We start from the raw sequence: 18,003 nt of genomic DNA on the forward strand, positions 1-18,003 counted from the left end.
ACAGACTCAGGCCATGGCATGCCCTGTGCTAATTGCCTGGCATGACCATTTCCGACAAACGACTGCTGCGCCATCTGCTCACCGCGGTGCTGATCAAGCTCGTGCTGCTGAGCGTGCTGTGGTGGCTGTTCGTCCGGGATTCGCACGTCACTGTCGACCCGAACACTGTCGGCAACCGATTCGGTGTACCCACCTCGACTCAAGGGGCAAGCAAGTGATCTCAGAACAACTGGTGGATTTGTCACGGCTGCAGTTCGCAGCTACTGCGCTATACCACTTTCTTTTCGTACCGCTGACGGTGGGCATGGTGTGGCTGCTGGTCATCATGGAGAGCGTCTATGTGATGACCGGGAATGTCATCTGGAAAGATATGACGCACTTTTGGGGCAAGTTATTCGGCATCAACTTCGCCTTGGGGGTGACCACCGGCATCACCTTGGAATTTCAGTTCGGCACTAACTGGGCGTACTACTCGCACTACGTGGGCGACATCTTCGGCGCCCCGCTGGCGATTGAGGGGTTGATGGCGTTTTTTCTCGAATCGACCATGATCGGGCTGTTCTTTTTTGGCTGGGATCGCCTGAAGAAAGAGCACCACTTGCTGGTCACGCTGCTGATGGCCATCGGTACCAACCTGTCGGCGCTGTGGATTCTGATCGCCAATGGCTGGATGCAGAACCCGGTGGGCTCGGAATTCAGCTACATCACCATGCGCATGGAGATGGTGGATTTCTGGGCGGTGGTGTTCAACCCGGTCGCACAGGCCAAGTTTGTGCACACGGTGTCGGCCGGTTATGTCACCGGTTCGATGTTCGTGTTGTCAATCTCCAGTTGGTACTTGCTCAAGAATCGAGATGTCGAGTTCGCCAAGCGCAGTTTTCGGGTAGCGGCCGCCTTCGGCCTGGCCTCGGTGTTGAGCGTCATCGTGCTGGGGGATGAGTCCGGTTACACGGTGGGCGAGGCGCAGCAAACCAAGCTCGCGGCCATGGAGGCGATGTGGGAAACCAAGCCGGCGCCGGCGGGGCTGACCTTGCTGGCCAGCATCAATGAAGCCGAATCCCGGAACAACTGGGAAGTCGACGTGCCGTGGGTGATGGGCTTGATCGGCACGCGCTCGGTCAGCAAGCAGATCCCGGGCATTCATGACATCAAAGCGAAAAACCGCGTGCGCATTTTGCGTGGCATTACCGCCGTCAATGCGCTTGAAGCCCTGCGGGCCGATCGTACCGATAAGGCGGCGTTCGATACCTTTGAAGAGTACAAAGCGGACCTCGGCTTTGGCCTACTGCTTAAAAAGTACGTTGAGGATGTGAACCAGGCCACGCCGGCCATCATCGACAAGGCGATGAACGATACCGTACCGCACGTGACCCCGATGTTCTGGGCGTTCCGGCTCATGGTCGCGCTGGGTTTCGCCATGCTGTTGCTGTTCGGGCTGGCCTTCTGGAGCACCTTGAAGTCGGTCTGCACACGCCGCCGCTGGTTGCTGCGTTGGGCGCTCTGCATGCTGCCTGCACCCTGGTTGGCCTGCGAGCTGGGCTGGTTCGTCGCTGAATATGGCCGTCAGCCCTGGACCATCTACGGCGTGCTGCCCACCCACATGAGCGTATCGACCCTCAGCATCAATAACCTCTATGGCTCGCTGGCAGGCTTCGTGGCGTTTTACACCGTGCTGCTGGTGGTTGAAATGTTCCTGATGGTCAAGTTTGCCCGCCAAGGGCCCGGCAGCCTCGGAACCGGTCGTTACGCTTACGATGCCAACCTGAAGGACCTCCAACATGCTTGATTACTTCACCCTGAAACTTATCTGGTGGGCACTGGTCGGCGTACTGCTGATCGGCTTCGCCATCATGGACGGCCACGACATGGGGGTCGGCACCTTGCTGCCCTTTGTGGGCCGCACGGACCTGGAACGCCGCGTCGCAATCAACACCGTCGGGCCGCACTGGGACGGCAACCAGGTGTGGTTCATCACGGCGGGTGGCGCACTGTTCGCGGCGTGGCCGGTGGTGTATGCCACCGCGTTCAGCGGGTTTTACTGGGCGATGATTCTGGTCCTATGGGCGCTGTTCTTCCGCCCGGTGGGGTTTGACTATCGCAGCAAGATTCACAACGCCAAATGGCGCAGCACCTGGGACTGGGGGCTGTTTGTCGGCGGGGCCGTGCCGCCGCTGGTGTTTGGCATCGCGTTCGGCAACCTGTTGCAAGGCGTACCGTTCCACTTCAATAACATGCTGGTATCGACTTACACCGGGAGTTTCTGGCAACTGCTGAACCCCTTCGCGCTGCTGACCGGCGTGGTGAGCAGTGCAATGATCACCCTGCAAGGCGGTACCTATCTGGCGCACCGCACTGAAGGCGTGATCCAGGCCCGTGCCATCAAGGGCGGGGTTGGCGCGGCGCTGGTGCTGCTGTTTACATTCGTCATTGCCGGTGTGTGGTTGCAATCGATCGACGGCTATCGCATTACCTCGGTAGTGGATACCGCCGGGCTGCCGGACATTCTCAACAAGACCGTGGTACGCGAAGCGGGGGCCTGGATGACCAACTATGGCCATTATCCTGTGTTGTGGCTGCTGCCCGCGCTGGGCTTGGGTGGCGCAGTCGGTGCCGCATTGTTGATGATGATGCGCCGCACACTGGCCGCGTTTGTCGCCTCGTCACTCGCGGTGATCGGGGTGATCAGCACGGCCGGCGTGTCGATGTTCCCCTTCGTCATGCCGTCGTCGACCGTGCCTGCGGCCAGCCTGACCGTGTGGGACAGCGTGTCCAGTCATCTCAGCCTGTCCATCATGTTCTGGGCTACGTTGATCTTCATGCCGCTGATCGTGATTTATACCTCGTGGGCCTATCGCGTCATGCGCGGCAAGGTCACCGTGGCACAGATCGAAGCCAACGAACATTCGGCCTACTAACGCCATCAGAGGAGTAAAGACTATGTGGTATTTCGCCTGGATGCTGGGAGTCGGTTTTGCCTTGCTGCTGGCCATATTGAATGCGATGTGGGGCGAGAACGAAGCCGGTCGCGCCCTGAGCGACCGTGAGGAGCCGCAGCCATGATGCCGCGTGTCGCCGACGCCCCGGCACCCTCACGCCTTCACCCGCTAAGCTTGCTTATCGCAGTAGCTATCATGCTCGTGTGTACGCTCTATCCGCCCCTGATGGTCGCCCCGGACGGCAAAGCTGATCATGGGCTGGCAATGGCCTTGTTCACGGCGATGAGTGTGGCCTTTGTGCGGGGCGTGGGGTTTGTGCCACGCGCGCGCGCGTGGCGCTGGCTGTTCTCGGGCTGGACTTGCTTTGCGTCACTTGCAGTTGCTGGCTGGGTCAAGTTTCTACATTGAGCACTGACAACACGATTGACCTCTTGAGTGCTCGACCTAGTGAAATGTGCAAGTATTTTTCTTTGGTCCAGTAGAACGTTAGACATCTGCAAACTCGTCGGCGGCTTTAATACCTGATTTAGACGTTATTTGAAACGCGAGTGGTGCGCCTGTAGGATTCAAGGAATGCACCACTGAAACCCTGAAGTGTCTGCGCGGCGAGGCAGTTCAGTTGAATAAACTCTAGTTCCCGCTCATTGAGTGCTGCTGCCGTGCTCGTCTAAATTTATTCTCACCGTCGTATATGCAAGCGTCATACAGGTGCCCAAACGGTGAGCAACCTACATCGGTCTTGGAACCAGCGATTTCAGCAGCAACCGAATCAATAGTCTCCAGCAGGAAGCGCTGACGGTTTTCAACGGAGCCACTGTATTGGTCCGTTCGAATGTTCGGCGTGCTGCTTAGGAACTAATCGAACAGAAAGTCATTGGCAGCCATGATTTCGATATCACCAAAACCTGCGTCCATTACCATCCGCGCAGATTTCACAGAGTCTGCGATGCCCGGTATTCCATCCTCATTTTCCACACCACATGGGACACTTGGTTGAACCGGGCCTGATTTGTAGGGCGACCAAAGCTATGCCATGCCCTTCACGTCTCGGGGTGGCAGGCTACTCACCTGCGCCAAGCAAGCATTGAGGGCTTCACGAGTTTGCTTACCGTCTTGCATAGCATCCTACGTGGAATTAACAGCCCGGATGCTCACCGGCAAGGGGGTTGAATATTGTTACATGCCGCCACCTAATTGGTTGACTATTAACGGTGGATTAAATATTCGATTTTATCATGTCGCTTTGAACGCGTCGGCGGTTGACCGTCGTCTGCCACACGACGGTGTTGGGGGAGGGGAAATCTGGTGTTGATGACCTACCTATTGACTGGTAGTGTTCCTGCTAAGGGTATTTTTTTACGCTTGGAACTCTCCTTCAATAGTGTGGCCAGCCTCCATTCAGCTACTAGGAATCAATATGAACTACCTTGCACACCTCCACTTAGGCGGACAGGAGCCGCAACAGCTGCTGGGGAGTCTTTATGGAGATTTTGTGAAGGGTGCGCTTTTAGGAAAATTTTCTACTCAGACTGAGGAGGCAATCAGGCTGCATCGTCGAATTGATGCCTTCACGGATTCCCATCCACTGGTTAGAAGGGCGCTTGATCGATTCCCGGCAACAAGACGTCGCTATGCAGGAATCGCGCTCGACATGTTTTTTGATCACTGCTTAGCGCGAGATTGGGAGCGATACGCCGATCTACCCCTGGACGTTTTCTCTCAAAAAATCTATCGACTTTTAGAGGGGGAGCCCGCGTTGCCGGAACGATTGGCTCAAATCGCGCCGTTGATCATCACGGAAGATTGGCTTGGAGCGTATAGGGATTTTTCGATGATCGGCCATGGGCTGGAAGTCATCTCCCTACGCCTATCCCAACCAGACGGCTTGCGTGGGGCATACGAAGAGCTGACAGCTCTGTATGAGCCGCTAAGTGCGGATTTCTTAGAGTTCTATCCATTGCTGTGGCAGTACGCCCAACCCGGTTCGGAATTAGGAAAAAAATCGCCAATTTCGATGGTTAGCGTTTAGACCAGGCAGCTCGTCTGGATACAACGAGCTGCCTCAGAAGTCGATTTAATCTGGAATAAAATCAAGCGGTACTTCACTTGTCGACTTGATTTCTTCCATTGCAAACATGGAAGTCATATTCGCAACCGGTAGCTGACTAATGATCTTTTTATAGAGTGCATCGTACGCTTGGATATCAGGCAGGAAAGCCCGAATTAAATAGTCAACCTCACCGCTCATCCGATAAATGTCGACAATTTCGGTCATGTCACGGGTGGCTTTATGGAAGCGATCTATCCATTCAATGGAGTGTTCCCTTGTTTTGATCATTATGAACACTGTCACTTTTGCGTTCAGCGTCGTTCTGTCAAGGATGGCGACACGTTTCTTGATGAAACCTTGTTGTTCCAGGCGCTGAATTCTGCGCCAGCAGGGAGTCATGGAGAGCCCGACTTGCTCCGCGAGCTCGGTGACTGGCTGAGTAGAGTCTCGCTGGAGACCTGCCAGTATTCGACGATCAATACGGTCTAGGCGGGATGAGCGATCCGGCAGCTTTGAAGAACTGGACATTTACACAGCCTCGAAAAAATATTGCACAGATACAGAAAGCATTGGAAGTTGCTTCTATGTCAAGAGGTTGGGGTGTGGAAATTTTGCAATAGTTTACCTATTGTCAAATGGTAGTCTTTTTTCATCAGCTAAACGGATCGAGCAGAGTGCTTCATCAGGGAGAAAAAAAGAGGTGCGTTCTAGCCCCAAAGCGGGCGCGCTGAAAATAACAAGAGGCTCAGAGGGCCATCCCCTCAAATCTGCGCATGGCCGGCGCATCACTGGGAGATACCGATATGATTTTCAAACGTATGGGCATGCGTCTGTTACCGGCATTGGTTCTAGTAGGAGTGGTTTCCGGATCATCAGGCGTTTACGCCGAAGGTGAGGGGGATGGCGTTTGGGCAGCAGCCCAAAAATCTGGGTCGATTCGTTGTGGCACGGCAGAAGCTCCACCGTACATCATGAAAGATCCGGCCACCGGGGAGTATTCAGGTTTCTTCGTCGATGCGTGCAGAGAGTTTGCTGAGATCCTGAAGGTCAAGCCGGTATTTGTGGATACCAGTTGGGACAACATGATCGCTGGCTTGCAATCCAGAAAATGGGATTTGGCACCTGCACTTACGGCTACCCCGCAACGTGCGCTCTCTATCGTATTCTCAAAAAACTTATCAGCGACCGAATCGACCTTTATCTACAACCAGAAAAACCCAAAGACGAATCATCCGAAAAGCCTTGCTGATATTGACCAGCCTGGCGTGACCATCGCTGTCTCGTCTGGTACTGCTCAAGATAAGTCACTTACGGCCATCATCAAAAACGCATCGATTATGCGGTTACCTGGCCCGGACGAAATCCGTTTGGCTGTAATGTCTAAACGAGCTGATGTGATTTTTGATACGTCAGCAGCTAATGACTTATTCGCTGCTTCGCACACCGACTGGGCAGTCATTCTTAAGCCTGTGCCGGCGATCGACAAAAAAGGCGTTTCGTTCGGCCTACGGCGCGATACCTCATACGCTGATCTTCAAGTATTAGACCTTTATATCAATGACGCCGTCGCGACCGGTCATATGGATGAGCTAATCAATAAAGCGATCGCACACGAGACTAAGTGATTGGTCTTAGTGGGTGTTAGAGGCTGTCTGATCTTGGAGTAGAAGCTAATGGCAAATTCAAATTATCTCGTAGAAATGAAGGGGCTGCACAAAAGCTATGCGGGCGGCGTGAAACCTGTGCTGCAAGGTTTGGACATTAGCATGTGCCCTGGTGATCGGGTTGTCGTGATTGGGCCGAGTGGTGGCGGGAAAAGTACATTGCTGCGAGTGTTGATGGGTCTAGAAGATATTGATAAAGGCCAATTACTGTTTCAAGGCAAAAACTACATTACGACTGACAAATATGGAAGAACGGTAATTGATAAGGAGATCCGTCGTAACATTGGAATGGTTTTTCAGCATTATACGTTGTTCCCCCACCTCAATATTCTTCAGAACCTGACACTCGCACCGATCAAGGTAAGAGGTGAGTCGAAGCAGTCGGCAGAACTTCGAGCGCGCGGTTTGTTGACGAGATTCGGGTTGGAAGCAAAGGAAAAAGCTTATCCTGCCCATCTTTCCGGTGGGCAGAAGCAACGCGTCGCCATCGCTAGAGCCTTGATGCTCGATCCAAAGCTAATGTTGTTTGATGAAGTGACTTCTGCTCTCGATCCCGAGCTGGTGGCTGAAGTCGAGCAAGTCATCATGCATTTGGCTGAACAATCCATGCCCATGGTGATAGTGACTCACGATATGCACTTCGCCAAAAACATCGCTTCACGTGTGATTTTCTGCGCTGGCGGCGTTGTAGTCGAAGATGGGCCTCCCGAGCAGGTACTCGGTAGGCCGAAGGAAGCTCGAACGAGAGAGTTCATACAGCGAGTCTTTCATATTGGCGAGACGGTAGGAGTCGGACGTGAACTATCAATTTGATTTGTTCTTCATCGCGAACGGTCTCTGGCCGCTGCTCAAAGGGTTAGTCGTAACCCTGGAACTCACTGTCGCAGCGAATATCATCGGATTGACTCTTGGTTTCATCATTGCACTATTGGTTATGAGCCCAAATCCGATACTCCGTTGGCCTTTTACCTTGTTCATCGAGTTTTTCCGCTGTACCCCTGCGCTTGTCCAGATCGTATGGTTTTTCTACTGCATACCCATCATCTTCGATGTTTACATCGATGCAATGACGATGGGTATTTTGGCGATTGGACTCAACCTTGCTGCATTCAACGCGGAAGCGTACAGGGCCGCCATCCAGGGAGTTCAAAGCAATCAGTACGATGCAACTGTTGCTCTGGGGCTTTCTCCGTTTCAACGAACTGTGTATGTGGTGCTCCCACAAGCATTTCGTTCGGCGCTACCCGTTTTGGTTGCAAACGGCATTGGCGCATTCCAACAAACTGCGCTGGTTGCGATAGTCGCTTTGCAAGATCTCATGTATATGGGAAAAATACTGGCCACCGACACTTATCGACCTATCGAGGTGTTTACCGTTATAGCTCTTATATATTTTGCAATATCGTTCCCTATATCACAGCTCGTAGAATACATAGAGCGACGCCGTAAAGCGGAAAACTCATGAGGACGCGGCCATGGAACTAGATTTTTCAGTAATCTTCGATTACAAGGCTGCGTTGTTTTTTGGCCTTTTGTTAACTTTAAAGCTCACGGCGATCTGCGTTGTGTTGGGGTGTGCTTTAGGTTTTTTGGTTGCGATTGCAAGGAGCTCAAAAAATAAGATTATCTATGGGGTCAGCACTGTCTATGTAGCGCTGTTTCGCGGTACTCCAGTGCTCATTCAGTTGTTTTGGATGTTTTTCTGCTTGCCTCTGGTCTTGGGTATGGAGCTCTCGAATCTGACTTGCGGAATAATCGCGCTTACGTTGTATATGGCGGCGATTACGAGCGAGACGTTCCGCGCATCGTTCAGTTTTGTTAGCAAAGAGCAACATGATGCGGGGGTTGCTCTCGGACTGACTTATCGTGTTCATACTTTGTACGTTCTTCTACCGCAAGCGCTTCTCAGAGCGGCTCCCACGCTTTTATCGAATTGCACTAGCTTATTTAAGGAGAGTGCACTCGTCTCCGCCGTGGGTATGGCTGACTTGATGTTCGTTAGTCAAAACATATCGAACCGAACAGGGCACCCGGTGGAGCTTTTGACAGCAGCGGCAGTAATCTATTTTGTTATTGCATTTCCTATTACCCGGGCAGTTACTGCCTTGGAGCGGAAAATCCTGCATACCATGGCTATTTAGTTAAGCAAGAAAGAAAAACTTTGTAGCGATTGACAACAGTTAATAATTTAAGCGCTCGTAGCGAAGTAGGATGACTATGTTTAATGGCGATAGACCTTTCATTAGCGGACAAGAATCTGAGATCGACCATTCAATGTGGTCTGCGACTGGTGGGGCAAAGCCAGAAAGCGTGATCCTTGCACGGCAAGAGTCGTGCGATGTGTTGATCATCGGTGGCGGCTTTAACGGTGTGACGGCAGGACTCCACTGTGCGGAGCGCGGTGCTAAGACGATATTGGTTGAGGCTCAAGAAATTGGTTCTGGTGCGAGCGGTCGCAATGCGGGGCAAGTGAATCCTGGCCAGTTCCTCTCGCCCGAACAAATCCTCCGCGCGTTAGGCCCCGATTATGGTCAGCTTTTCTTGAAGGAATTGGGTAGCGCCCCAGACGTCGTCCGTCAGTTGATACGCGATTACGATATTGATTGTGCCGCTGACGAAAGGCCTATCATCCGCTGTTCAACGTCTCCTCAAAAAACACGAGAACTCGAAACCCAGGCTTCGGATTGGCAAGCCCTGGGCGCGAATGTTCAGATGGTCTATGGCTCTGAACTCGAAGAGATGAACGGATCGACCCGATATAAAGCTGCACTGATCGATCATCGCGGATTTACGCTTCAACCGCTTGCCTACGTGCGCGGGTTAGCGCGAGCCGCAGTCGCCAGAGGTCTTAGAATTTCTACCGGGTCTAAAGTGACATCCCTGGAACCTTCAGGTACCGGATGGGTTGCTACCACCGGCAATACGACAATAAAAGCCGACAAAGTCATTCTCTCAACCAACGCATACAGCAATGATCTGGTACCAGGTTTCAAAGAGGAAATAATGCCTCTTGGTGCTTTTGGTATCGCCACTGCAGATCCGTTACCTCCTGAGTGGAGAGAGCGAATTTTGCCTCACTACATAGCCATGTGGGACACCCATAAGATACCGCTGTGGTTCAGATATGACCCGGTTGGGCGTCTTCATGTTGGATCTATTGGATTCCTTCCCATTCATTCGGAAGGGGATAACTGGGTAAATCGCGCAATGAAGTTTGTCTACCCTTTCGCGCCTACATTCAAATGGGGCTATCGGTGGTCAGGCACGCTTGGCCAAACGGTCGACAGATTGCCGCATCTCGTTGAACCGCGCCCGGGCATCTTTGCAACCATCGGATGTAACGGACGAGGCATTGCACCAAATGCTTATTTCGGAAAAATGCTGGCTAAAATCGCACTTGGCGATGATGTAATCACTCCGTTGCCACTAAGAAAGTCTACGAAATATCCAATGCGTGAGATCGCATTAGAAGCATATGACGCTGGAATTCGTTTCTATCGTAATACGCTGCTTTTCACGTAGCCAAGACGAAAAAACTCGTGGGCTCTGCAGTTCTGTTGGAGGTCTTCATTCGTGCGCTAGCGAAACCTGGAAAAATAATTCCAAGAGTTTGGCTTTTTTTAGAAGTTTATTCATTTTTGCCTGGCTTTAGCGGTGAAGATTGGAAACTGCTTTTGATGAAGGAAGAATACACTGACTTCATCGAGCCCAATTAGCGAAATAGCGATATGAGTGGCCTCTGGGGCTGTTTGCGACGAGATGACCTATATTTCGGATCTATGTAGATAGGTGAAGAAAAATGAGTGTGAAATCAACAGAATATAGTGCTCTAGATGAATTGGCGTCCAGGGTACAGGCCGATCTCCACGTTCTACGTTTTCCTCATGACCCTTGGGTACTGCCTAAGGCGCACCCTAGCGGCAAGCATGTCTACGACGTTGCTATCATCGGGGGAGGCCAAGGCGGGTTGGCAATCGCTGCAGGTCTCTTGCGCGAACGGGTTGATAACATCGTTGTTTTTGATCGGCAGCCCAAAGGCCTGGAAGGCCCATGGAATAATACGGCGCGGATGCGCACTTTGCGTACCGTAAAGCATTTGCCGGGTATTGATGCGACATTAACCAGTCTTGCACCTCAAGCATGGTATACAGCCAAATACGGCGAAGAGGCTTGGGAAGAGCTGATAAAAATTCCGAAAGGGGACTGGCAAGAGTATCTAACATGGTGTCGCGATACGTTGAAGATCCCAGTGGAGAATCTTACTGGTGTCTCCAACGTCATTCCAGAAGAAAAGCTGTTTCGACTAGAGCTGAACAGATTCGACGATCGAGGAGAAATATCGGCTCGCGACGTTGTTTATGCTCGCAGAGTGGTTGTTGCGACAGGTGTTGATGGCAGCGGGGCGTGGCATGTACCCAAGTTCATCTCATCGGCATTGCCTAAAGATCGATATGCATCTTCAGGAGAGCATATAGATTTTTCCAAGCTTGTAGGGAAGAAGATTGCTGTTCTCGGTGCAGGCGCATCTGCATTCGACAACGCTTCGACTGCGCTTGAGGCAGGAGCGTTAGAAGCGACTGTTTGTATTCGTCGCAAGGATATCCAGCGAATTAACCCTCAGATCTGGATGGCAAAAGCAGGGTTTCTTAATCATTACGCTGATATGGATAATTCCCTGAAGTGGAAATACATGCGGCATATGTTCAGGTACAACATTCCAGCTCCGCAGGACGCCTACAATCGATTGTCAGGTTTAGAAGGTGCGAGCGTTCGTACCAATGCGGCCTGGGAAGGGGTGAAACTCGTCATTGATGACGGAAAAGAACAAGTTGAGATCACCCTTGCGTCTGGAGACAAGCTCAAGGTCGACTACTTGATAGTTGCTGTTGGGTTTGTGAACGATTTTTCACTACGCCCAGAGCTTTCAAGCATTGCCAATGACATAGCGCTGTGGCAAGACAAATATAGTCCTGCCCATGGGGAGGAAGATGCTCAAATATCTAGCCATCCCTACCTGGGTGAGAATTTTGAGTTTGTCGAAAAATCGCCTGGGGAAGCCCCCTACATTAAGAATATATTCAACTTTACTTATAGCGCCCTTGTAAGTATGGGGCTTTCCGGTTCGGCTATCAGCGGGTTTAGATATTCGGTTCCTCGTGCGGTACGTGGTATCACCAAATCGCTTTATCTTGAGGATGCTGAAGAAATTTATAATAAATTCACCGATTATGCCGAGCTTGAGATGGTAGGAGTTGTTCCGTTCAGCAATTCAACTCAGACAAGCAAAATTTTCGCTGATTGAATTATTTGTCATTGCTTGGCCCATGAAAGGTATCGGTAATCGATACCTTTGCTGACATAAAATTATAAATTGTTAATATCCATTAATAATGGATAGGGATCTGTTCATGCGAAATATTTCAACTTTGTTAGCCCCTGCTGCCGTTGGCCCTTATTCCCAAGCAGTCTGCCATGGCGAATATCTATTTGTTTCTGGGCAGCTAGGCATTGACCCAGCCAAAGGAGAGCTGGTGGCGGACGATGCCTTGCTTCAAATGAAACAGTGCCTCAGCAATATCTCAGCGATTGCTGAAGCAGCGGGCACCGGTATTTCAAAGACTATCAAAACAACAATAATGGTCACGGTTTTAAGTGATTTTGCGAAGTTGAATGACGTATATGCTACCTATTTCTCTTCTCCGTTCCCTGCTCGCGCCACATTCGAGGTTTCCGCACTACCAAAAGGAGCCCTCGTTGCAGTAGATGCCATTGTCGCGCTGGACTGAATGTTGAATCAGTAGCCAAATACAGGATATTTATGAATCTTAATCTCGGTAATCAGGATAAAGAGTGGACTCGCTGGGCGATCGGCGTGTTGCAGGGGGATGCCAATCGCTCTGCCGATACACATCTGATTCCTTTAGATTTTAACGGGCTGCCTGGGATATCGATTTATCTAAAGGATGAGTCTACTCACCCTACAGGCAGTCTGAAGCACCGCTTGGCACGATCGCTTTTCCTGTATGGCATCTGCAATGGCTGGATAAAGAAAGGTACTTTGTTAGTCGAGGCATCTTCAGGCTCAACAGCTGTCAGTGAGGCGTATTTCGCTAAGCTCCTAAATCTGCCCTTTACTGCAGTAATGCAGCGTTCCACCAGTTGCCAGAAAATCGATGCAATCAATCGATTAGGGGGAACATGTCACTTTGTTGACAATCCTGGGGCTATCTATACGGTCGCCGAGCAACTTGCTCGTGAAACGGGTGGTCATTATTTAGACCAGTTTACAAATGCAGAACGCGCTACTGACTGGCGTGGCAACAATAACATCGCCGAAAGTATATTTTCGCAAATGGCGATGGAGAAAGATCCTGAACCAGCTTGGGTGGTTATGAGTGCCGGCACTGGAGGAACGTCAGCTACAATCGGAAGGTATATCAAGTATAAGCATCTGAACACTCGACTTTGTGTAGTTGACGTTGAACATTCTGCTTTCTACGAATCCTACGATACTGGGGATAAGGCGAGCACTTGTGCCACTCCCTCTCGGATCGAAGGTATTGGTCGGCCTAGGGTAGAGCCTTCGTTCATCCCTGATGTCATCGACCACATGATAAAGATTCCAGATGCAGCTTCACTTGCTGCCATGCACGTTCTTTCAGAGCGGCTATCGCGTCGTGTTGGTGGTTCTACGGGAACGAATTTCTTTGGTGTTTGTTGTATCGCGGAGCAAATGCGCTCACAGAAGCAGACAGGGTCAATAGTATCGGTAATTTGCGATTCGGGAGATCGTTATACCTCTACGTATTACGATGCTGACTGGCTTAAAGAAGCCAAAATTGACATAAGGCCTTATGAGAAATATTTGAATTTATTTCTCGATGGAGAAGCTTCAGATGTGTCACTGATCAACCTCTGTGAAAATGTACGAGGCCAGTAGTTAGTCTTGACTCATAACTGGTTATTAATAAGCTGACGGCTCTTATGCAAGCTTTAAATAAATCGGCACTTGGTTCTTAAAAGCCAGGTGCCTTTCGGTTCGCGCCAATCAGTTTCTTGGGGATCAGCCTACGAGCACTTCGCTGATCTGAATGATGGGCTTGAGATTGGTGTAATTGGCGATGTCCGCCCCGATGGCCTTGGCATGCGGCCCGAATGCTGCGGTGAATGCGTCGAGCGATTCGAAGAAGAGATGGCCTATCGCAAGGTAGGTCGGATCGCTTCCCGGCACTGGGCCTTGAAGGCCTTTTTCAACAGTGAAGTGACTGCAGGCCCCGGCCATCTTCTGCTGAATCATCGTCATATGTTGGTCACGATAGTAATCGAAGTCGAAGGTTGCGTCCGCTTCATTCGGGTACAGAATGCTTACGTCAATCATTGGGTGTATCTCCCTGGTTTATTGATTAAACGGCGGCAACACCAACAGGGCGTTCGCCTGAGATGGTTGTTCGATGCATGAGGCGTAGGTGGCCGTCGTAGCCACCCTCTGCATTGTGAAGCGTGCAGCGGTTGTCCCACAGAGTAAGCATGTTCGGCGCCCATCGGTGACGGTAGACATATGTGTCCTGCACCATGTGTTGATACAAATAACTCAGCAGCGCCGTTGATTCTCCACGAGTCAAACCCTGAATACCCTGCGTATAGACAGGGCTCACGTAGAGGGATTTGCGACCCGTCACGGGATGTATACGTACCAGCGGGTGTGGCCAGGTTTTGTCGGCGTCTTCACTGACTACTATCTTCATTGAGCGTGCTTCTGTCTCTTTTGCGAAGAGGCCATTTTTGCCATACGGCATGCTCGCAGAATGTATCGCGACGAGATTATTCATGAGTCCTTTCATCGTCTCAGAAAGGTCATCGTAGGCACGATAGCCGTCGGCAAATAGCGTATCGCCACCCACGGGTGGAGTGATCTTGGAATGTAGGATGGTTCCCGCCGGCGGCTGTTCCTGAAAGCTCCAGTCTGAGTGCCACTGGGCACCAAAGTTAACTGCCTTTTCATCTGCCTCGCGTCTGAGTTCGAGAATGTGCGGATGAGCCTCCATCGGGACGATATATGGGTCTACGCCGAACTCACCAAACTGAAGCGTGAACGCTTCCAGTTGTGTGTGGGAGAGAGGCTGATCCGGGAAGTAAATTACCGAGTGCCTGGCCCACGCTTCCTTTACCTCTCTTAATACAGCTGCCGTGAGTGGCTTATCAATCGAGATACCAGTAATCCTGGCTCCAAAACCCTGAGCCTCGGGTTCCACCTGAATATGCCTAAAGTTGCTGTCCATCATCGCAGTCCCTTTCTCTCATTTTTATAAATAGATAAATCACAGGAAGACCGTGGAGGGATTCTCCGATGCCAGCCCTCTGCTGTCGTTGCTACCGTGCGACAGAGAATTGATTTGGGATGCCAATACCTTGGGCGGTTGGTGTTCCCGCTTTTCAATTGTCGTGTCGAAACAAATCTTTGGCGTGTGGTGCCATTCCCGCCGATTCCACACGTACCCACACTCAGCCAGGCTGCGTAGCGTGCGCAGCAGTGATCAATAAAAATCCCGGAAAGGGCAGGGAAGGGGACGAACGATGAGCGATTACGATCTGAGTTTTAAGCGCGCGTTGGCTCGTGGCGAGCTAGACAGCAGGTTCGACACGATTGTCATAGGTTCTGGTGCAGGCGGCCTAAGCACAGCCGCATTGTTGGCGCTCGAAGGACAGCGCGTTTTGGTGCTCGAACGCCACGCGGTGTTGGGTGGTTGTTTGCAATCCTTCAAACGCCAGGGCTTCGAGTGGGACGTAGGCCTGCACTATATGGGCGAGGTACATCGCAAAACGAGTGGCCTCTATCGCCTTTTCGACAAAGTCTCAGGTGGTCAACTTGAATGGGCGCCCATGCCCGAAAACTACAATCGCATTATCGTAGGTGCCAATAGCTACGATCATATGGCCGGTGCAGAAGCCTACAAGGATCGACTCAAGGACTACTTTCCGAAGGATGCGCGCGCGATCGATCGTTACGTAGAGCTAGTGGGTGAAGCAAGCCGGGCTGCGAAATGCTTCTTCGGAGAGCGGGCGTTGCCACGTTCAGCGTCTGATGCAGCGTTCACCAAGGCTCAGACTGCGTTCATGTCACTTGCGCAGCGCACAGTGCAGGATGTTTTGGACGAATTGACTGACAACGCTGACCTTAAGGCAGTCTGGTGTGGGAACTACGGCGACTACTGCAATTCCCCTGCGGAGGCCTCTTTTGCGATCCATGCCATGGTTTTCAGCCATTACATCGATGGTGCGAGCTACCCCGTTGGCGGTTCGCAACGCATCGCCACAGCAATGGCCGACACTGTACGTGCGGCAGGAGGAGCTTGTCTGGTGGCGGCAGAGGTTGTGAGCATCGAGATGAGTGATGGTTGCGTAGTAGGTGTGCAAACCGCTGACGGAAGCCAGATTCGCGCGGACAGAGTCGTCAGTGCGATTGGTATCTCTCAGACCGTACCGTTGCTGGCTCATGCAAATCCTGAACTGGCGCAACCATTGGGTGAGGTAACTAAGAGCATTGGTACAACTCAATGTTTTGCTGTGCTGAACCTAGGCATCGACATCGCAAACGCTGATCTGAACATTCATCCAGCCAATCTGTGGGTGCACCCAAGCAATGATCTCCCGGCGAACCTTGTACGGTACAAAGCTGATCCAGAGGGACAGCCCATGCCCCTGCATTTCATTGCCCATCCATCACTGCGGGATCCGAGTTGGCCCGAGCGCCACCCTAAGCAGAGCACGATGGATATTTGCGGCTTAACTGATTGGTCGGTGTTCGAGCGTTTCACTGGCACGAAGTGGAAGCACAGAGGCGCAGAGTACGAGGATATGACGGCAAGACTGAGCGAAGACCTCTTGGCCGTGGCCTTAAAACATTATCCTCAAATCAGCGGACGCATTGCTCATGCCGAGTTGGCTACACCTCTAACTTTCAATCACTTTCTAAATCGTAGTCGCGGCAATTTCATGGGATATGAACAAACGCCGCTTCGTTTTGCACAGCGCTGGATGCGCGCGCACGGCCCTGTTAAAGGTCTATTCTTCGGTGGACAGGATGTGACCGCTGCCGGAGTCAGTGGTGCGATGGTCAGTGGGCTGGTCGCGGCGAGTGCCGTTCTCGAACGTGACCTTTTTCGTGAGCTTTAGACCTCAAGTTCGCACCGGGTCGAATCGGCTTTACAAGGCGCCCTCTGGTGGTCAGAACCCTCAGTATTGTTGATTGCAAGGGCCTTTCCTCCTGCAGAGAAGCTGCTTACTAATTCAAGGCGCAGCGCACTAGGTGCTTTACCGAAATGACCTCGCACAGCATGCGAAAAAGCGCTGGGCTCTGCATAGCCCAGCCGTTCTGCCAGCATCATAAGCGGCAGATCGGGATCAGCCAGGCCTTCCAATGCCTCGCTCATACGCACCGCTTCCAGTAATTGGCGGAAGGATGAACCGCGCTCAGCCAATCGACGCTGAAGAGTACGCCTGCTGAGATCCAGCGAACTCGCAACGCTGTCGCAATTCGCTTCTGAAAATCCCTGCGCGGCAATGGCTGCTGTCACGTAATCAACGAGCGTGTCGGAGCGACCCTGGGTTTTAAGCAACGTCTCCGCGCGACCGAGTACGATGCGAAGCAGTGTTGGATCAGCAGCCTGCCAGGGTGAGTCCAGCAGTTCAGCGCCAAATACGACACGAGCGTGCTCGACTCCGAGAATGACCGGACATTCAAAATAGACTTGATAGCGGTCGGCTAAACACGCGTCAGTACCAGGTAGCTCAATTCTGGATGGCCTACGATCAGCCGGCATACAGTTATAGAGAAGGCGTATGTACGCGGCAAACAGCGAATCTATCTGGGCCGGATGCATGGCAACTGGGCTGGGTGTTACGTGGTAAACCAGATGAACACCATTGTTGGACGCAGGTTCAATTAAAAAACGACCAGAGTTGCTGACCAATTGCTGCAGCCTGACCGTATGGGCGAGCGCCTGGCGTAAGGAGCTACTGTGCATCAACACCAGCGCTACGACGTTCATCGATTGCAGTGGCAGTGCTACGCCAACCTTCAAGCCGAGCAGCGGATCCTGGGAGAGTTGCATTGCCCGCTGCCAAAGCCTTCTCACTTGTACGAGTTGTAGTTGCCGCGTCGGCGCCACGTCTTCCAGGTGTTTAGCCCATGAAGCGCCCAGACGGGAAGGCTCGATACCTTGACGAGTCAGTTCCTCGATGACGCCTACAAGCCAAGTGGCACTGACGGTGAGAGGTCGGGTCATTTTACGTCCTTTATCCACAGTGCGATGCTTGGTTAGAAAGGGAAACGCCGCTATATATGCGCAGCATT

General features: G+C 51.8%; 20 protein-coding genes. 15 read left to right on the forward strand and 5 right to left on the reverse strand.

Annotated elements, in window-relative coordinates; genetic code table 11:
- The first annotated feature begins 41 nt into the window (after window positions 1–41).
- From cydP to ABCR88_RS14585, 5 genes are read left to right on the forward strand one after another with little or no spacing between them, the layout of a single operon-like run.
- Window positions 42–218, forward strand: coding sequence for a cytochrome oxidase putative small subunit CydP (gene cydP / locus ABCR88_RS14565; RefSeq protein WP_024076427.1), 177 nt, complete (start codon window positions 42–44; stop codon window positions 216–218).
- On the forward strand, window positions 215–1,786 hold the full coding sequence (locus ABCR88_RS14570; protein WP_236184419.1) for a cytochrome ubiquinol oxidase subunit I: 1,572 nt from the start codon (window positions 215–217) through the stop codon (window positions 1,784–1,786). Before cydP ends, ABCR88_RS14570 begins: the two co-directional genes overlap by 4 nt.
- A complete protein-coding gene (cydB, locus tag ABCR88_RS14575; protein ID WP_236184417.1) occupies window positions 1,779–2,915 on the forward strand; it encodes a cytochrome d ubiquinol oxidase subunit II in 1,137 nt (378 codons plus the stop codon). The genes ABCR88_RS14570 and cydB overlap by 8 nt, the downstream gene beginning before the upstream one ends.
- 22 nt (window positions 2,916–2,937) lie before the next feature.
- Window positions 2,938–3,060 carry a cytochrome bd-I oxidase subunit CydX gene (gene cydX, locus ABCR88_RS14580; protein ID WP_236184415.1) on the forward strand — a complete coding sequence of 41 codons (123 nt, stop codon included), beginning with the start codon at window positions 2,938–2,940 and terminating at the stop codon, window positions 3,058–3,060.
- A complete protein-coding gene (locus tag ABCR88_RS14585; protein WP_276574944.1) occupies window positions 3,060–3,344 on the forward strand; it encodes a cyd operon YbgE family protein in 285 nt (94 codons plus the stop codon). The genes cydX and ABCR88_RS14585 overlap by 1 nt, the downstream gene beginning before the upstream one ends.
- 222 nt (window positions 3,345–3,566) lie before the next feature.
- Here the strand turns inward: ABCR88_RS14585 and ABCR88_RS14590 are convergent, their stop codons facing one another.
- Window positions 3,567–3,770: a hypothetical protein gene (locus tag ABCR88_RS14590; RefSeq protein ID WP_224796979.1), complete on the reverse strand. Its 204-nt coding sequence runs from the start codon at window positions 3,768–3,770 to the stop codon at window positions 3,567–3,569.
- 583 nt (window positions 3,771–4,353) lie between these two features.
- Here ABCR88_RS14590 and ABCR88_RS14595 point away from each other — a divergent pair.
- Complete coding sequence (locus ABCR88_RS14595; RefSeq protein ID WP_236184413.1) at window positions 4,354–4,965, forward strand: ACP phosphodiesterase; 612 nt, start codon at window positions 4,354–4,356, stop codon at window positions 4,963–4,965.
- Window positions 4,966–5,010: 45 nt separating this feature from the next.
- On the opposite strand, the gene ABCR88_RS14600 is transcribed toward ABCR88_RS14595, so the two are convergent.
- Entirely contained in the window at window positions 5,011–5,514 is a 504-nt protein-coding gene (locus ABCR88_RS14600) for an Lrp/AsnC family transcriptional regulator (protein ID WP_069787660.1), read from the reverse strand.
- A 275-nt stretch (window positions 5,515–5,789) separates the two neighbouring features.
- Here ABCR88_RS14600 and ABCR88_RS14605 point away from each other — a divergent pair, with 275 nt between their 5' ends.
- The 8 genes from ABCR88_RS14605 to ABCR88_RS14640 all read left to right on the forward strand — a co-directional run bounded on the left by ABCR88_RS14605 (window position 5,790) and on the right by ABCR88_RS14640 (window position 13,590).
- A complete protein-coding gene (locus tag ABCR88_RS14605) occupies window positions 5,790–6,611 on the forward strand; it encodes a transporter substrate-binding domain-containing protein (RefSeq protein ID WP_236184405.1) in 822 nt (273 codons plus the stop codon).
- 48 nt (window positions 6,612–6,659) lie between these two features.
- Window positions 6,660–7,463, forward strand: a complete 804-nt coding sequence (locus tag ABCR88_RS14610; protein WP_150750596.1) for an amino acid ABC transporter ATP-binding protein — start codon at window positions 6,660–6,662, stop codon at window positions 7,461–7,463.
- Window positions 7,447–8,115: an amino acid ABC transporter permease gene (locus ABCR88_RS14615; RefSeq protein ID WP_108538218.1), complete on the forward strand. Its 669-nt coding sequence runs from the start codon at window positions 7,447–7,449 to the stop codon at window positions 8,113–8,115. The genes ABCR88_RS14610 and ABCR88_RS14615 overlap by 17 nt, the downstream gene beginning before the upstream one ends.
- Window positions 8,116–8,125: 10 nt before the next feature.
- The gene (locus tag ABCR88_RS14620) at window positions 8,126–8,791 is read left to right on the forward strand and encodes an amino acid ABC transporter permease (protein WP_236184403.1); all 666 of its coding nucleotides are present in this window, start codon (window positions 8,126–8,128) and stop codon (window positions 8,789–8,791) included.
- Between the two features lie 70 nt (window positions 8,792–8,861).
- Complete coding sequence (locus ABCR88_RS14625; RefSeq protein ID WP_224790104.1) at window positions 8,862–10,172, forward strand: FAD-binding oxidoreductase; 1,311 nt, start codon at window positions 8,862–8,864, stop codon at window positions 10,170–10,172.
- A gap of 277 nt (window positions 10,173–10,449) precedes the next feature.
- Window positions 10,450–11,952 carry an NAD(P)/FAD-dependent oxidoreductase gene (locus tag ABCR88_RS14630; protein ID WP_236184401.1) on the forward strand — a complete coding sequence of 501 codons (1,503 nt, stop codon included), beginning with the start codon at window positions 10,450–10,452 and terminating at the stop codon, window positions 11,950–11,952.
- A gap of 106 nt (window positions 11,953–12,058) precedes the next feature.
- Window positions 12,059–12,436, forward strand: a complete 378-nt coding sequence (locus ABCR88_RS14635; RefSeq protein WP_236188162.1) for a Rid family detoxifying hydrolase — start codon at window positions 12,059–12,061, stop codon at window positions 12,434–12,436.
- A gap of 32 nt (window positions 12,437–12,468) precedes the next feature.
- The gene (locus tag ABCR88_RS14640; RefSeq protein ID WP_236184399.1) at window positions 12,469–13,590 is read left to right on the forward strand and encodes a PLP-dependent cysteine synthase family protein; all 1,122 of its coding nucleotides are present in this window, start codon (window positions 12,469–12,471) and stop codon (window positions 13,588–13,590) included.
- 123 nt (window positions 13,591–13,713) lie between these two features.
- On the opposite strand, the gene ABCR88_RS14645 is transcribed toward ABCR88_RS14640, so the two are convergent.
- A complete protein-coding gene (locus ABCR88_RS14645) occupies window positions 13,714–14,028 on the reverse strand; it encodes an EthD family reductase (RefSeq protein WP_236184398.1) in 315 nt (104 codons plus the stop codon).
- 25 nt (window positions 14,029–14,053) lie between these two features.
- A complete protein-coding gene (locus tag ABCR88_RS14650) occupies window positions 14,054–14,929 on the reverse strand; it encodes a TauD/TfdA family dioxygenase (protein ID WP_236184396.1) in 876 nt (291 codons plus the stop codon).
- Between the two features lie 295 nt (window positions 14,930–15,224).
- Here ABCR88_RS14650 and ABCR88_RS14655 point away from each other — a divergent pair, with 295 nt between their 5' ends.
- Entirely contained in the window at window positions 15,225–16,823 is a 1,599-nt protein-coding gene (locus ABCR88_RS14655; RefSeq protein ID WP_236184395.1) for an NAD(P)/FAD-dependent oxidoreductase, read from the forward strand.
- On the opposite strand, the gene ABCR88_RS14660 is transcribed toward ABCR88_RS14655, so the two are convergent.
- A complete protein-coding gene (locus ABCR88_RS14660; protein WP_078732109.1) occupies window positions 16,820–17,935 on the reverse strand; it encodes an AraC family transcriptional regulator in 1,116 nt (371 codons plus the stop codon). The genes ABCR88_RS14655 and ABCR88_RS14660 overlap by 4 nt on opposite strands.
- Window positions 17,936–18,003: the final 68 nt, after the last annotated feature.

It is taken from the genome of Pseudomonas sp. W17 (genome assembly GCF_040268305.1).
In the GTDB taxonomy this organism is placed as follows: Bacteria; Pseudomonadota; Gammaproteobacteria; order Pseudomonadales; family Pseudomonadaceae; genus Aquipseudomonas; species Aquipseudomonas protegens.

Excerpts from the sequence above, each read along its gene's own strand:
- ABCR88_RS14605 (WP_236184405.1), top strand. The coding sequence starts at position 5,790 with ATGATTTTCAAACGTATGGGCATGCGTCTGTTACCGGCATTGGTTCTA.
- ABCR88_RS14625 (WP_224790104.1), top strand. The coding sequence starts at position 8,862 with ATGACTATGTTTAATGGCGATAGACCTTTCATTAGCGGACAAGAATCT.
- ABCR88_RS14620 (WP_236184403.1), top strand. The coding sequence starts at position 8,126 with ATGGAACTAGATTTTTCAGTAATCTTCGATTACAAGGCTGCGTTGTTT.
- cydP (WP_024076427.1), top strand. The coding sequence starts at position 42 with ATGACCATTTCCGACAAACGACTGCTGCGCCATCTGCTCACCGCGGTG.
- ABCR88_RS14645 (WP_236184398.1), bottom strand. The coding sequence starts at position 14,028 with ATGATTGACGTAAGCATTCTGTACCCGAATGAAGCGGACGCAACCTTC.
- ABCR88_RS14600 (WP_069787660.1), bottom strand. The coding sequence starts at position 5,514 with ATGTCCAGTTCTTCAAAGCTGCCGGATCGCTCATCCCGCCTAGACCGT.
- cydX (WP_236184415.1), top strand. The coding sequence starts at position 2,938 with ATGTGGTATTTCGCCTGGATGCTGGGAGTCGGTTTTGCCTTGCTGCTG.
- ABCR88_RS14585 (WP_276574944.1), top strand. The coding sequence starts at position 3,060 with ATGCCGCGTGTCGCCGACGCCCCGGCACCCTCACGCCTTCACCCGCTA.
- ABCR88_RS14635 (WP_236188162.1), top strand. The coding sequence starts at position 12,059 with ATGCGAAATATTTCAACTTTGTTAGCCCCTGCTGCCGTTGGCCCTTAT.
- ABCR88_RS14655 (WP_236184395.1), top strand. The coding sequence starts at position 15,225 with ATGAGCGATTACGATCTGAGTTTTAAGCGCGCGTTGGCTCGTGGCGAG.
- ABCR88_RS14610 (WP_150750596.1), top strand. The coding sequence starts at position 6,660 with ATGGCAAATTCAAATTATCTCGTAGAAATGAAGGGGCTGCACAAAAGC.
- ABCR88_RS14650 (WP_236184396.1), bottom strand. The coding sequence starts at position 14,929 with ATGGACAGCAACTTTAGGCATATTCAGGTGGAACCCGAGGCTCAGGGT.
- ABCR88_RS14630 (WP_236184401.1), top strand. The coding sequence starts at position 10,450 with ATGAGTGTGAAATCAACAGAATATAGTGCTCTAGATGAATTGGCGTCC.
- ABCR88_RS14660 (WP_078732109.1), bottom strand. The coding sequence starts at position 17,935 with ATGACCCGACCTCTCACCGTCAGTGCCACTTGGCTTGTAGGCGTCATC.
- ABCR88_RS14640 (WP_236184399.1), top strand. The coding sequence starts at position 12,469 with ATGAATCTTAATCTCGGTAATCAGGATAAAGAGTGGACTCGCTGGGCG.
- ABCR88_RS14595 (WP_236184413.1), top strand. The coding sequence starts at position 4,354 with ATGAACTACCTTGCACACCTCCACTTAGGCGGACAGGAGCCGCAACAG.
- cydB (WP_236184417.1), top strand. The coding sequence starts at position 1,779 with ATGCTTGATTACTTCACCCTGAAACTTATCTGGTGGGCACTGGTCGGC.